10 protein-coding genes are annotated in these 13782 nt (G+C 72.3%); 7 read left to right on the top strand and 3 right to left on the bottom strand.

Features of this window, described 5'->3' with window-relative positions; all coding sequences use genetic code 11:
• Window positions 1–51: 51 nt before the first annotated feature.
• Window positions 52–1443: an argininosuccinate lyase gene (gene argH, locus VNT59_RS06155; RefSeq protein WP_325497442.1), complete on the bottom strand. Its 1392-nt coding sequence runs from the start codon at window positions 1441–1443 to the stop codon at window positions 52–54.
• Between the two features lie 86 nt (window positions 1444–1529).
• Here argH and VNT59_RS06150 point away from each other — a divergent pair, with 86 nt between their 5' ends.
• The 3 genes from VNT59_RS06150 to VNT59_RS06140 are packed head-to-tail and all read left to right on the top strand — an operon-like array spanning window position 1530 to window position 4532.
• Window positions 1530–2585 carry a sensor histidine kinase gene (locus tag VNT59_RS06150; protein WP_325497441.1) on the top strand — a complete coding sequence of 352 codons (1056 nt, stop codon included), beginning with the start codon at window positions 1530–1532 and terminating at the stop codon, window positions 2583–2585.
• A complete protein-coding gene (locus tag VNT59_RS06145; RefSeq protein ID WP_325497440.1) occupies window positions 2585–3325 on the top strand; it encodes a LytTR family DNA-binding domain-containing protein in 741 nt (246 codons plus the stop codon). The genes VNT59_RS06150 and VNT59_RS06145 overlap by 1 nt, the downstream gene beginning before the upstream one ends.
• Before the next feature lie 34 nt (window positions 3326–3359).
• On the top strand, window positions 3360–4532 hold the full coding sequence (locus VNT59_RS06140) for an AI-2E family transporter (RefSeq protein ID WP_325497439.1): 1173 nt from the start codon (window positions 3360–3362) through the stop codon (window positions 4530–4532).
• A 20-nt stretch (window positions 4533–4552) separates the two neighbouring features.
• Here the strand turns inward: VNT59_RS06140 and ppc are convergent, their stop codons facing one another.
• Complete coding sequence (gene ppc / locus VNT59_RS06135) at window positions 4553–7396, bottom strand: phosphoenolpyruvate carboxylase (protein ID WP_325497438.1); 2844 nt, start codon at window positions 7394–7396, stop codon at window positions 4553–4555.
• 56 nt (window positions 7397–7452) lie between these two features.
• On the opposite strand from ppc, the gene hemC reads away from it, so the two are divergent.
• Genes hemC through VNT59_RS06115 form a run of 4 tightly spaced genes read left to right on the top strand, consistent with a single transcriptional unit; the run spans window position 7453 to window position 11553 of the window.
• Window positions 7453–8403 carry a hydroxymethylbilane synthase gene (gene hemC / locus VNT59_RS06130; protein ID WP_414708350.1) on the top strand — a complete coding sequence of 317 codons (951 nt, stop codon included), beginning with the start codon at window positions 7453–7455 and terminating at the stop codon, window positions 8401–8403.
• A 13-nt stretch (window positions 8404–8416) separates the two neighbouring features.
• Window positions 8417–9172 carry a uroporphyrinogen-III synthase gene (locus tag VNT59_RS06125; RefSeq protein ID WP_325497436.1) on the top strand — a complete coding sequence of 252 codons (756 nt, stop codon included), beginning with the start codon at window positions 8417–8419 and terminating at the stop codon, window positions 9170–9172.
• A complete protein-coding gene (locus VNT59_RS06120; protein ID WP_414708349.1) occupies window positions 9169–10245 on the top strand; it encodes a uroporphyrinogen-III C-methyltransferase in 1077 nt (358 codons plus the stop codon). The genes VNT59_RS06125 and VNT59_RS06120 overlap by 4 nt, the downstream gene beginning before the upstream one ends.
• Window positions 10246–10299: 54 nt before the next feature.
• Window positions 10300–11553 (top strand): heme biosynthesis protein HemY, encoded by a 1254-nt coding sequence (locus tag VNT59_RS06115; protein ID WP_325497435.1) that lies wholly within the window; start codon window positions 10300–10302, stop codon window positions 11551–11553.
• 79 nt (window positions 11554–11632) lie between these two features.
• Here VNT59_RS06115 and VNT59_RS06110 read toward each other — a convergent pair.
• Window positions 11633–13782 (bottom strand): ribonuclease E/G (locus VNT59_RS06110; RefSeq protein ID WP_325497434.1); only part of this gene is annotated, 2150 nt, incomplete at its 5' end.

Below are 13782 nucleotides of genomic sequence, written 5' to 3'. Positions count from 1 at the left end.
GAATGGGCTGCTGCCGGCGCGGCGGGGACGCGGCGCGCCGGCCCGCGACCGTCAGGCCAGCCGCGCGCGGTGGCGCGCGATCTGCGCGCGGACCTGCGCCGGCGCGGTGCCGCCGAGGATATCGCGGGCGTTGAGCGAGCCGCGCGGGGACAGCACCTCGTACACGTCTTCGCCGATCGCTGGGTTGAACTGCTGCAGTTCGGCCAGCGGCAGCTGCGCCAGGTCGAGCTGCTGCGCCATGGCGGTCTTCACGGCGTGGGCCACGGTCTCGTGGGCGTCGCGGAACGGCACGCCCTTTTTCACCAGGTAGTCGGCCAGGTCGGTCGCCGTCGCGTAACCCTTGAGCGCGGCGCGCTCCATCGCTTCGGGCTGCGCGGTGATGCCGGCCACCATGTCCGCGAAGATGCGCAGCGTGTCCTTCAAGGTGTCCACCGTGTCGAACAGCGGTTCCTTGTCCTCCTGGTTGTCCTTGTTGTAAGCCAGGGGCTGGCCCTTCATCAGCGTGATCAGCCCCATCAGGTGGCCGACCACGCGCCCGGTCTTGCCGCGCGCGAGTTCCGGCACGTCCGGGTTCTTCTTCTGCGGCATGATCGACGAGCCGGTGGTGAAGCCGTCGGGAATCCGGATGAAGCCGAAGTTCTGGCTCATCCACAGCACCAGTTCCTCGGAGAAGCGACTGATGTGGACCATCGCCAGCGAGGCGGCGGCGGTGAATTCGATCGCGAAGTCGCGGTCGCTCACGGCGTCGATCGAGTTCTGGCACACGCCGTCCATGCCCAGTTCGCGGGCGACCCGCTCGCGGTCCAGCGGATAGCTGGTGCCGGCCAGCGCGGCGGCGCCCAGCGGCAGCCGGTTCACCCGCGCCCGCACCTGCGTGAGGCGCTCGGCGTCGCGGCTGAACATCTCGACATACGCGAGCAGGTGGTGGCCGAAGCTCACCGGCTGCGCCACCTGCAGATGGGTGAAGCCCGGCAGGATCACGTCGGCGTTGCGCTCGGCCACGTCCAGCAACGCCTGCTGCAGGGCCGCCAGCAGGCCGAGGATCAGGTCGATCTCGCCGCGCAGCCACAGCCGCACGTCGGTGGCGACCTGGTCGTTGCGGCTGCGGCCGGTGTGCAGCCGCTTGCCGGCGTCCCCGGCGATCTGGGTGAGCCGGGCCTCGATGTTCAGGTGCACGTCCTCCAGATCGAGCTTCCATTCGAACTGGCCGGCTTCGATCTCGCGCGTGATCTGCGCCATGCCGGCCTCGATGGCCTGCACGTCGGCCTGCGCCAGGATGCCCTGGCCGGCCAGCATGCGGGCGTGGGCGAGCGAGCCCTCGATGTCGGCGCGCCACAGCCGCCGGTCGAAGAAGACACTGGCGGTGTAGCGTTTGACCAGCTCGTTCATCGGCTCGGCGAAAAGGGCCGACCAGCTGCTGGATTTCTGTTCGAGTTGACTCATGGTTCGGGAGGAGGGGCCCGTTTCCCGGGCCCGTGGCGCAGGAGAGGCGAGGATCACCAATAATCGGGTACGAGGGGACGACCCGGATGAAGGACTCGCAAATTCTATCGGCCTTCCAGGACCTGCCCGGCGCGGGGCGGGCGCCGCCGCGGGCGGCGCCGGTGCTGGTCTTCGACGCCTGTCAGGTCGGCGTGGTGCTGCGGGCCGTGCTGTTCGTCGAAACGGTGATGGCAGCCGGCGCCATGTTCGGGGCCGCCAATCCGCTGGACTGGCTCTGGCGCGTGGCTTTCCTGAGCGGCGCCACCCTGCCCGGCACGCTGGTCTGGCTGATCGTCGCGTGCAGCCTCAAGACCGTGCTGGCCGGCCTGTCGCCGGCCGCGCAGCATGGGTTCGGCATGGCGCTGGGCGCGCTGGCCGGCCTGTTCGGCTGCGCGCTGCTGGTGCTCACGGGTTTCCCCGACCCGACGCCATGGCTGGCGTCCGCCACCACCGGCGCCTTGCTGGCGGCGGCCCTGGTCACGGCGCTGCTGCTGCGCGCCCGCAGCCGGATGCCGGCCGACACGGCGGCGCGGCTGGCGGAGCTGCAGGCCAGGATCCGCCCGCACTTCCTCTTCAATACCCTGAACAGCGCGGTGGCGCTGGTGCGCGACGACCCGGCGCGGGCCGAGGCGATCCTGGAGGATTTGAGCGATCTGTTCCGCCATGCGCTGGCGGAGCCCGGCGACTCGGTCACGCTGGCCGAGGAAGTCGCGCTGGCCCGCCGCTACCTGGACATCGAACAGGTGCGTTTCGGCGAGCGCCTGCGCGTCGAATGGGCGATCGACGAGCGGGCCGGCAGCGCCCGGGTGCCGCCGCTGCTGCTGCAGCCGCTGGTGGAGAATGCGGTCAAGCACGGGGTGGAACCGAGCGCCGAGGGGGCGCAGGTGAAGATCAGCACGCAGCGGCGCGGCGGCATGGTGGTCGTCAAGGTGACCAACACGGTGCCGGCCGGCCAGGGCCGCGGCGGCAACGGGGTCGCGCAGGCCAACGTGCGCGACCGGCTGCGCCTGCTGCACGACGTGCAGGCGCAGTTCCAGACCGTGCTGCAGGACGGCGTGTACCAGGTACGAATGGAGGTGCCGGCGGGAGCCGGTGAAACGTGATGACGCTTCGCGTGCTGCTGGTGGATGACGAAACGCTCGCCCGTTCGCGGCTGCGGTCGCTGCTCGCGGAATGCACGGCGCCGCCGGCCGTGCCCGCCGGCGAGGCCGCCAACGCGGCGCAGGCGATGGACCTGCTGCTGCGGCAGCCGTTCGACGCGGTGCTGCTTGACATCCACATGCCGGGGGCCGACGGCCTGGCCCTGGCCCAGGCGCTGCGTTCGCTGCCGCAGCCGCCGATCGTCGTCTTCGTCACCGCCTACTCGGAGCATGCGGTGTCGGCCTTCGAGCTGGAGGCGGCCGACTACCTGACCAAGCCGGTGCGGCTGGAGCGCCTGCAGTCGGCCCTGCAGAAGGTCGAGCGGCTGGTACAGGGCCGCGGCGCGCCGGCGCCGGCGAATGCGGCGGAGACGCTCCTGATCCACGACCGCGGCCGGACCGAGCGGGTGCCGCTCGGCGAGGTGCTGTACTTCAAGGCCGAGCTCAAGTACATCACCGTGCGCACCCTCAACAGAAGCTATATCCTCGATGCTTCCCTGAGCGAGCTTGAAGAGCGGCACGCGGCGCATTTCCTGCGCGTGCATCGAAACGCGCTGGTGTCGCGCCGCGCGCTGCGGGCGCTGGAGCGGCAGGACGACGCCGAGGAAGGCGAGGGCTGGGCGGTCCGCCTCAACGGCGTCGACGAGCTGCTCGCCGTCTCGCGGCGCCAGCTCGGCGCGGTGCGCGAAGCGCTGGCGATGTAGGCGGCACGTTTCCGCCCGGCAACACAAAGGACCCATGGAAGAAGCAGGCAAGCAGATCGAACCGGTTGCGGCGCCAGTGCCGGCCGACCCGCAGGACCCGTCGCACGCGTTGCTGCACGTGCCGGTCAACGTGCGCAGCATGTCGCTGGTGGTGCTGGCGGTGCTGGCTTCGCTGGCGACGCTGCGCTGGGCCAGCGGCTTCTTCATCCCGCTGATGATCGGCTTCCTGCTCAGTTACGCGCTGTCGCCGGTGGTCGACTGGCTGGAGCGGGTGCGGATTCCACGCGCGCTGAGTGCCGCGGTGCTGATCCTGGGCATCATCGCCGGCTCCGGCGGCGCGGTCTATTCGTTCAGCGACGACGTCAACCAGCTGGTCAGCTCGCTGCCGGCAGCCGCGCGCAAGCTGCGCGACGCCATGCACCTGCAGGGCCGGCGCGGCGACAGCACGCTGGGCACCGTGCAGGAGGCGGCCGCCCAGCTGGAACAGGCGGCCAAGGAAGCCGGCAGCACACCGGCCCCGGCGCGCGGGGTGCAGCGGGTGGTGATCGAAAAGCCGACGTTCGACGTGCGCGCGCATCTGTGGAGCGGAACGGTGGGGCTGGCCAGCCTGATCGGCCAGGTCACGGTCGTCACCTTTCTCACCTACTTCCTGCTGCTGTCGGGCGACACGTTCCGCCGCAAGCTGGTGAAGATCAGCGGGGACACCTTGAGCGACAAGAAGATCACCGTGCAGGCGCTGGACGAGATCAACTCGCAGATCCAGCGCTATCTGCTGGTGCAGGTGGGCGCCAGCGTGTTCGTCGGCGCGGTCACCGGCCTCGCGTTCTGGGCGCTCGGCCTGAAGCACGCCGCCGTCTGGGGCTTCGGCGCCGGCGTGCTGAACATGGTGCCGTACATCGGCTCGGCGATCATCACCGGGGCGGCCGCGCTGGTGGCCTTCCTGCAGTTCGGCGCCGTCGACCAGGCGCTGGCGGTCGCCGCGGCGTCGCTGGCGATCCACGCGGTCGTCGGCAACCTGCTGGTGCCCTGGCTCACCAGCCGCACGGCGAGCATGAACCCGGTGGTGGTCTTCATCGGCGTGCTGGCCTGGGGCTGGCTGTGGGGCGTGTGGGGCCTGCTGCTCGGCATCCCGATCCTGATGGTGGTGAAGGCGGTCTGCGACCGCGTCGACCACCTCAAGCCGATCGGCGAGCTGCTCGGAAGCTGAACCCCGCGCGGAGGCCGCCGCTAGCCGGTGTTGCGCAAGGCCGCCGAAATGCCGTTGATCGACAGGTGGATGCCGTGCCGGGCCCGCTCGTCGGCGCTGCCCTCGCGGTAGCGCCGCACCAGTTCCACCTGCAGGTGGTGCAGCGGGTCGATGTACGGGAAGCGGTGGCGCAGCGAGCGCTGCAAGGCGGGGTTGGAGGCGAGCCGCTGGCGCTCGCCGGTCACCAGCGCCAGCGCGTCGACGGTGCGCTGCCACTCCGCCGCGATGGTCGGGAAGATGCGCTTGCGCAGGCGCGTGTCGGCGACCAGTTCGGCATAGCGGGCGGCGAGCGCGAGATCGCTCTTGGCCAGCACCATGTCCATGTTCGACAGCAGGGCGCGGAAGAACGGCCATTGCCGGTACATCTTCTGCAGCAGCGCCAGCCGCTGGGCCCGGATCGGCGCCCCATCGCCCGCGAGGAACTGTTCCACCGCCGTGCCGAAGCCGTACCAGCCGGGCAGGGTCAAGCGGCACTGGCCCCAGCTGAAGCTCCAGGGAATCGCGCGCAGGTCCTCGATCCGGCGCGACGGGCGCCGCGCGGCCGGCCGCGAGCCGATGTTCAGCTCGGCGATCTCGCGGATCGGCGTCGCGCCGAAGAAATAGTCGGCAAAACCCGGCGTGTCGTACACCAGGGAGCGGTAGGCCGCCATGCTCGCGCGCGACAGCGCTTCGGCGGCGGCGAGGAAGGCTTTGGCCGGCGCCTTGGCCGGCTGCAGCAAAGTCGCTTCCAGCGTGGCGGCGACCAGGGTCTCGAGATTGCGCCGTCCGATCTCGGGGTTCGCGTACTTGGAGCCGATCACCTCGCCCTGTTCGGTGAGCCGGATCTGGCCGCGCACCGTGCCGGGCGGCTGCGCCAGGATCGCCTGGTAGCTCGGGCCGCCGCCGCGGCCGACGGTGCCGCCGCGGCCGTGGAACATGCGCAGCCGGATCGGGACCGGTCCGATGCCCGGCGCGCCGTTCGAGCCTCCGGGGCCGCGGCTGGCCATCTCGTCGAACAGCTCCACCAGCGCGATGCCGGCGCGATACAGCTCCCAGTTGCTGGTGAAGATGCCGCCGTCCTTGTTGCTGTCGCTGTAGCCCAGCATGATCTCCTGCTCGGCGCCCGAGCGCTGCACCAGCCGGGCGACCCCCGGCAGCGCATAGAAGTCGCGCATGATCAGCGGGGCGTTGCGCAAGTCCTCGATGGTCTCGAACAGCGGCACCACGATCAGGTTGGCGACGCCCTGCCGGTCGATCGTGCCGGTCAGCAGTCCCACCTCCTTTTGCAGCAGCAGCACCTCCAGCAGGTCGCTGGCGGTCTCGGTGTGGCTGATGATGTAGTGGCGGATCGCGTCACGGCCGAACCGCTCGCGCAGGTGGCTGGCCATCTCGAACACGGCGAGCTCGCCTTGCGTGTGCCCGGAATACTGCCCGCCGATCACGCGCAGCGGCCGGGCGTCGGCCAGCAGCCGCAACAGCAGCTGGCGCCGCGCATCCTCCGGCAGGCCGGCGTACTCCGGCTCGATGCCCGCCACCGACAGGAGCTCGGCGACCACGCGCTCGTGCTGGTCGGAGCTTTGCCGCAGGTCCACCGTCGCCAGGTGAAAGCCGAACACCTCGACGGCGCGCATCAGCGGATGCAGCCGCTGCGCGAGCAGCGCCGCGCCGTGGTGTTCCCGCAGCGAGGCTTCGATCGTGCGCAGGTCGGCGAGGAACTCCTCGGCGCGGCGGTACGGGTTCTGCGGCGCCACCGCGTGCCGGGCGGCCTCGCCGCCGGTGAATTCCCGCAGCGTGGCCGCCAGCCGCGAGTACGTGCCGGCCAGCGCGCGGCGGTAGGGCTCGTCCCGTCGGTGCTCGCTGGTGTCGGGCGAGCTGTCCGCCAGCGCCTGCATCTGCGGCGTCACGCCCACCAGCAGGGTCGACAGCGACAACTCCCCGCCGAGGTAGTGGACCTCCGTCAGGTAGTGCCGCAGCGCCACTTCGCACTGGCGGCGCAGCGCGTACTCCAGCGTGTGGGCGCCGACGTTGGGGTTGCCGTCGCGGTCGCCGCCGATCCACTGGCCCATGCGCAGGAAGCTGGCCACCGGGTGTTGCCCGAGCTCGCGTTCGAGGCCGGCGTAGAGCCGCGGGATCTCGCGCAGGAAGGTCGCCTCGTAGTAGCTGAGCGCGTTCTCGACTTCGTCCTCCACCGTCAGCTTGGTGAAGCGCAGCAGCCGCGTCTGCCACAGCTGCAGCACCCTGGCCCGCAGCTGCGCCTCGTTGGCCGCCAGCTCCCGCGGCGCCAGGGCGTCCTTGGGCAGGGCGCGCGACCGGATCTCGTCGCGCTGCGCCAGCAGCCGGGCGATGGCGCGCTCGGCATCGAGGATGCTCTTGCGCTGGACCTCGGTCGGATGCGCCGTGAGCACCGGCGAGATGTGGCTCTGGGCCAGCGTGTGCGACACCATGCGCGGCGAAATGCCGGCCCAGCGCAGGCGCGCCAGCGCGACCTCGACGCTGCCGTCCTGGGTGTCCCCGGCGCGTTCGTGCACCTGCCGCCGGCGGATGTGATGCCGGTCCTCGGCCAGGTTGGCGAGATGGCTGAAATAGGTGAAGGCGCGGATCACGCTCACTGCCTGGGCCCCGCTGAGCGACTTGAGCAGCGTCTTGAGGGCGCGATCGGCCTCCTGGTCGGCATCGCGCCGGAACGCCACGGACAGCTTGCGCACGCGCTCGACCAGCTCGAAGGCCTGGGCGCCTTCCTGCTCACGCACCGTGTCGCCGAGGATGCGTCCCAGCAGCCGGATGTCCTCGCGCAGGGGCCGTTCGTTGTCCTTGGCGCGACGCGCCGCTTCCGGGGTTTCTGGCATCAGGCGGGTTCTCTTCGGGGCGCGCTCGGGGGCTGCTTAAATTTTCGGCAGGCCGCATGCTAGCATCGACATTCCCCGGAAGACTCGACGAACAGGTGAGGACAGTGAGCAAACTCGTGATCGCCACCCGCGAAAGCCGCCTCGCGCTGTGGCAGGCGGAGCATGTCAAGGCCTTGCTCGAGCAGCGCGGCCACGAGGTCTCGCTGCTGGGCATGACGACCAAGGGCGACCAGATCCTGGATCGCAGCCTCAGCAAGGTCGGCGGCAAGGGCCTGTTCGTCAAGGAGCTCGAAGTCGCCCTGGAGCAGGGGCAGGCCGACCTGGCCGTGCACTCGCTCAAGGATGTGCCGATGGACCTGCCCGAAGGCTTCGCCCTGGCCTGCGTCATGGAGCGCGAGGATCCGCGCGACGCCTTCGTCTCCACCCGCCACGCATCGTTCGACGCGCTGCCGCCCGGCGCCGTCGTGGGCACCTCCAGCCTGCGCCGCGTGGTGCTGCTGCGCTCGCTGCGGCCCGACCTGAAGATCGAGCCGCTCCGCGGCAACCTCGACACCCGCCTGCGCAAGCTGGACGAAGGCAATTACGACGCGATCGTGCTCGCCGCCGCCGGGCTCAAGCGCCTGGGCCTGGGCCAGCGCATCCGCCAGGTGTTCGAGCCCGAGCAGATGCTGCCGGCCGCCGGGCAGGGCGCGCTGGGCATCGAAGTGCGCGCCGATCGCCGCGACCTGATCGACATCCTGGCGCCGCTCGCCCACCAGACCACCTGGCTGGCGGTGGCCGCCGAGCGCGCGGTCAGCCGCGCGATGGGCGGCAGCTGCTCGATGCCGCTGGCCGCCTACGCCACAGTGTCGGGCGAATACCTGCAGCTGCGCGCCGCATGGGGCGACCCCGATGGCGCCGTGCCGCTGGCGCGCGCGCAGTCGGCCGCCCCGATCGCCGACCTGACCCGCGCCGCCGAGCTGGGCACGGGCGTGGCGGGCCAGTTGCGCGCGGCGGGTGCCCACTAGCCCGCCGGACGCCGTGCGCGTCTTCGTCACCCGACCGGAACACGAAGCCCGGCGCTGGGTCGACGAGCTGTGCCAGCGCGGCTTCGACGCCCAGGCGTTTCCCCTGATCGCCATTCTTCCGGTGGCCGACGCCGCCCCGGTGCAGGACGCGTGGCGGCGGCTCGCCGCCTGCCGCGCGGCGATGTTCGTGAGCGGCAATGCGGTGCGTCATTTCTTCGGCAGCCGGCCGGCCGGCATGGCCTGGCCGCCGGCAGCCCGGGCGTGGGCGACCGGCGCCGGCACGCACGCGGCGCTGATCGCCGCGGGCGTGCCGGGCGCCAGCATCGACGCGCCGCCGGCCAGCGCCGTCCAGTTCGACTCGGAGACGCTGTGGTCGCAGGTGGCCCCGCAGGTGCGGACCGGCGACCGGGTGCTGATCGTGCGTGGCGGGGATGCGCAGGGCGCCGCCGCCGGGCGCGACTGGCTCGCCGAGCGGCTCGGTTCGGTCGGGGCCGTCGTGGACACGGTCGTGTCCTATCGGCGCGGGGCTCCCCAGCTGACGGCGGCGCAACTCGCGCTCGCGCGCGCCGGCGGCGTCTGGCTCTTCAGCAGCTCCGAAGCGATCGCCCACCTCACCGAGCTGCTGCCGCAGCAGGACTGGCGCGGCTCGCGCGCGGTCGCCACGCATCCGCGCATCGCGCATGCCGCGCGTCGCGCCGGCTTCGGTGTTGTTTGCGAGTCACGACCGGCCGTGGACGCGGTGGTGGCGGTCCTAGAATCGTTTCGATGAGTTCACCGCCTCCCAGCCAGTCCATCGTCGACAGCCAGGTGCCCGTGGTGGAAGTCTCCGACGCCGCCGCCGCGCCGGGCCAGGCCGGCATGGTCGTCGCCCGCGGGGTGCTGTATTTCCTGCTGGCGCTGGCCGCCGCCGCGCTCGTCTCCAGCGTGCTGCTGTGGCAGAAGCTGTCCAACATCCAGGAACAGCTGGCCCGCCAGAGCGCCGACGCCGGCAGCACCTCGATCGAGGCGCGGGCCGCCGCCAAGCAGGCCCAGGAACTCGCCCGCGAAACGGCGGCGCGGCTCGCGCTGACCGAAACGCGGGTGGGCGAGGTGGCGCTGCAGCGCTCCCAGCTCGAGGAGCTGATCCAGAGCCTCTCGCGGTCACGCGACGAGAACCTGGTGGTCGACATCGAATCGGCGCTGCGGCTCGCGCAGCAGCAGGCCCAGCTCACCGGCAGCGCGGAGCCGCTGCTGGCCGCGCTGCGCGGCGCCGACCAGCGCCTGGAGCGCTCGGGCCAGACCCGGCTGTCCCGGGCCCGGGCCGCGATCGCGCGCGACATCGACCGGATTCGGGTCGCCAGCGTCTCCGACGTGCCCGGGCTGCTCGTCAAGCTCGACGAGCTGGCCCGGCTGGTCGACGAGCTGCCGCTGGCCAATGCCGTCGGGGCGCCGGCGCCGGCGCCGGCGCCGGCCGCGCGCAAGAAGCCGGCCACCCCGGCGCAGTGGTGGGAGCGTGCCTGGCTGGACATCCGGGAGGAGGCGCGGGGCCTGGTGCGGGTCAGCCGCATCGACGAGCCCGAGGCCATGCTGCTCGCGCCCGACCAGGGCTTTTTCGTGCGCGAGAACCTCAAGCTGAAGCTGCTCAATGCGCGCCTCGGGCTGTTGTCCCGGCAGACCGACGCCGCCCGGGCGGATGTCGCGGCCGCGGCGCAGGCGCTGCGCAAGTATTTCGATGCCTCGTCGCGCCGCACCCAGGCCGCCGCCGGCCTGCTGCAGCAGGTCCAGGGGCAGTTGCGCACGGTGGAACTGCCGCGCATCGACGAAACCCTCGCGGTGCTGGCCACCACTGCCGCGGGACGATAGCGATGGCACCGCTGCTGCGAATCCGTCTGATGGCGCACCGGGGAGGCCTCTGAGATGCGGGCTGCGTTGTGGCTGCTCGCCCTCTTTGCGGTCGCCGTGGCGATCGCGCTGTTCGCCGGCAACAACCAGGGTACGGTGACGCTGTTCTGGCCGCCGTACCGGGTCGATCTTTCGCTCAACCTGGTGCTGCTGCTGGCGTTCCTCGCCTTCGCCTTCCTGCACGCGGCGCTGGGCGCGCTGGCGGCCCTGTTCGACCTGCCGCGCCAGGCGCTGCGCTGGCGGGCGCAGCAAAAGGAGCGCGCGGTCCATGCGTCGCTGCTCGACTCGATCTCGCACCTGCTGGCCGGCCGCTTCATCCGGGCGCGCAAGGCGGCGGAGCTGTCGCTGGCCCAGGAAAAGTCCTTGCGCACCGGCGAGCAGAAGCTCGCGAACTCGGCGCAGGTCCGGGCATTGGCGCACCTGCTCGCGGCCGAGAGCGCGCAGGCGTTGCAAGACCGCGCGGCGCGCGAGGAGCACCTGCAGCAGGCGCTGGCCCAGGCCCCGGCGCGCGATACGCAGGAGACGCGCGAAGGCGCGTTGATGCGCGCCGCCCGCTGGGCGCTGCAGGACCGCGATCCGGAAGCCGCCATGGGATGGCTCCAGGGGCTGCCGCAAGGCGCGGCGCGGCGCACGCTGGCGCTTCGGATCAAGCTCAAGGCGGCGCGCCTGTCGCGCCACACCGGCGAGGCGCTGGAGACGGCGCGGCTGCTGGCCAAGCACCGCGCCTTTTCGCCCGATGCGGCGCACAGCATCGTCCGCGGACTGGCGGCCGACCTCCTGAACGATGCGCACGACATCGCCCAGTTGCAGCGGGCCTGGGAGTCGCTGGAGCCCGCCGAGCGGGCCATGCCGGAGCTGGCGATCCACGCGGCGCAGCGGCTCACGACGCTGGGCGGCGACGCCGGCCTCGCGCGCGACTGGCTGCTGCCGGTGTGGGAACAGCACGACCGTCTCGACGACAACCTGAAGGTGCGGCTGGTGGTCGCCCTGGAGGACGGGCTGGACAGCATCGACCCCACCTGGCTGGCCCGCATCGAGGCGGCGCACCGCGACAATCCCCGTGACGCGACGCTCCAGTACCTCGCGGCCGTGGCATGCGTGAAGCGGCAGCTGTGGGGCAAGGCCCAGCAGTTGATGGGCCAAGCGGCGGTCGGACTGCGCGATCCGGGGCTGCATCGCAACGCCTGGCGCGCGCTCGCCCTGCTGGCGGAAGAGCGCGGCGACCCGCTCGCGGCCGAGCAGGCGTGGAAGCGGGCGGCGAACGATTAGCCGCGCGCCAAAGCAAGGCAGCCGGACGCACGGTCCGGCTGTCCGCGAGCGGGGGCGCGCCAGCGCCCACCCTTGAGGCTTACAGCAGGCTGGCCTGCTCGAACGGCAGGCGCATCTCGCCCAGGTCGCGCTTGGTCTCCACCAGCACCAGCGGACCCTCGTCCACGACGACCAGCGGCGGCCGCTCGCGCGGCACGTGGACCGGCCGCGGCTCCGCCGCGATCGCCGCCTGGGCGGCCGCGATCTTGTCGGCGTCCGAGTTCACCCACTGCAGCCCCGACCCTTCGGCGATCTGCGCCAGCTCGCCCACGGGCAGCTGGAACGGCTGCACTTTCGGCATCGGGGCGTGTGCCGGCTGTGCCGTGGCAGGCGCGGGTGCCGTTGCCGGCGCCGACACCGGCGCGGGCGCGGGCGCGGGCGCGGGCGCGGGCGCGGCGGCGGCCACGGCGCGTTGCGCCGGCGCCGCTTCCTCGGCCCCTTCCTCGGTCGCGAACGCGCTCGGATAGCGCATGCGCGATGGCGCGCTGTCCTCCATCGGCTCGGCGGCTTCGGTCATCGCCGCCGGTGCGGCCGCCGCCTCCTCGCGCGGCTGGCGGTCGCCACGCTCGCGGCGGTCGCGGCCGTAGCGGTCGCGCGAACGGCGGTCGCGGCGCTCTTCGCCCTCGTCGCGCGAGCGGTTGCCATCCTGATGGGTGTGCGACTCCAGCACCGCGTCCGCGGCGGGCGGTGTCTGCCCGTCGCGCATCTCGACGACCTCGCCCACGGAGGTGGCGGCGCCGGCCAGGGCTTGCACTTCGGCCGTTTCGGCCGGGGTCGCTTCGCGCTGGCCGCGTTGGCCGCGCTCGCCGCGCTCACGCCGGCCTTCGCCGCGCTCGCGCCGGCCTTCGCCCCGCTCGCCGCGCGGCGGCCGCTCCTGCCTGGCTTCGCCGCTGCCGCCCTCGACCGCCTGCAGATCGGCGGGCTGGCCTTCGGCGCTCACACGCTCGTCGCGCCGCTCGCCGCGGGGCTGGCGCTCGCCACGCGCCGGGCGGGGTTCGCGCTGCTGCTCGTCGGCGCGGCCTTCGCCGCGCTCCTGGCGTTCGCCGCGCTGGCGATCACCGCGGCGCTGCTGGTCGTCGCGCCGCTGCTCGTCGCGGCGGCCGCCTTCGGGGGCCCGCGCCGGCTGGCCCTCGGCCCCTTCGGCGGCGACCCGCTCGCGCCGGCCCTCGTCGCGGCCACGGCCTTCGCCGCGGCGCCCGCCGTGGCGGTCGCCATCGCGGCCGCCGCGGCCGCCGCGCCGTCCGTCGCCGCGGCCTTCACGCCGTTCTTCCTTGGCCGCTGGTGCGGCCGCCGGTGCGGCGGCCGCAGCCGGCGCCGGCTGCGCCGGCACGCCGAACAGCGACTTGATCCAGCCGATGAAGCCGGACTCCGCCGGTTGCACCGCCGGCGCCGGGGCGGCTGCGGCGGGCGCCGGGGCGGCGGCCTTGACGGGCTCGGGCTTCGGTTCGGCGATCGGGGCCGGCACGTCGGGCAGCACGCCCTTGATCACCGGTTCCTGCTTGTTGGTGCGCTCGTGGGTGCGGCGCGTGACGGTGGTTTCGGCCTCGAAGTCCTCGGCCATGTGGTAGCTGGCCTGCAGGTTGTCCAGGCGCGGATCGTCGTGCTTCAGGCGCTCCAGCCGGTAGTGGGGCGTCTCCAGCGTCTTGTTCGGCACCATGATCACGCTCAGGCGCTGCTTCAACTCGATCTTGGCGATCTCCGTGCGCTTCTCGTTCAGCAGGAAGGAGGCGACCTCGACCGGCACCTGCACGTGCACGGCGGCGGTCCCGTCCTTCATGGACTCTTCCTGGATGATGCGCAGGATCTGCAGCGCCGAGCTCTCGGTGTCGCGGATGTGGCCGTGGCCGCCGCAGCGCGGGCAGGGGATCGAAGCGCCTTCGGACAGCGCCGGGCGCAGGCGCTGGCGGCTCATCTCCATCAGGCCGAACTTGCTGATGGTGCCGAACTGCACGCGGGCGCGGTCCTGCCGCAGCGCGTCGCGCAGGCGGTTCTCCACCTCGCGGCGGTTCTTCGACTCCTCCATGTCGATGAAGTCGATGACGATCAGGCCGCCGAGGTCGCGCAGCCGCATCTGGCGCGCGACTTCGTCGGCCGCTTCCAGGTTGGTGCGGGTGGCGGTTTCCTCGATGTCGCCGCCCTTGATGGCGCGGGCCGAGTTGACGTCGATCGAGACCAGCGCTTCGGTGTGGT

Origin of the sequence: Ramlibacter sp., from assembly GCF_035554825.1 — a bacterium.
Classification (GTDB): Bacteria; Pseudomonadota; Gammaproteobacteria; order Burkholderiales; family Burkholderiaceae_C; genus Ramlibacter.
This window is presented reverse-complemented; position numbering and strand designations above follow the sequence as displayed.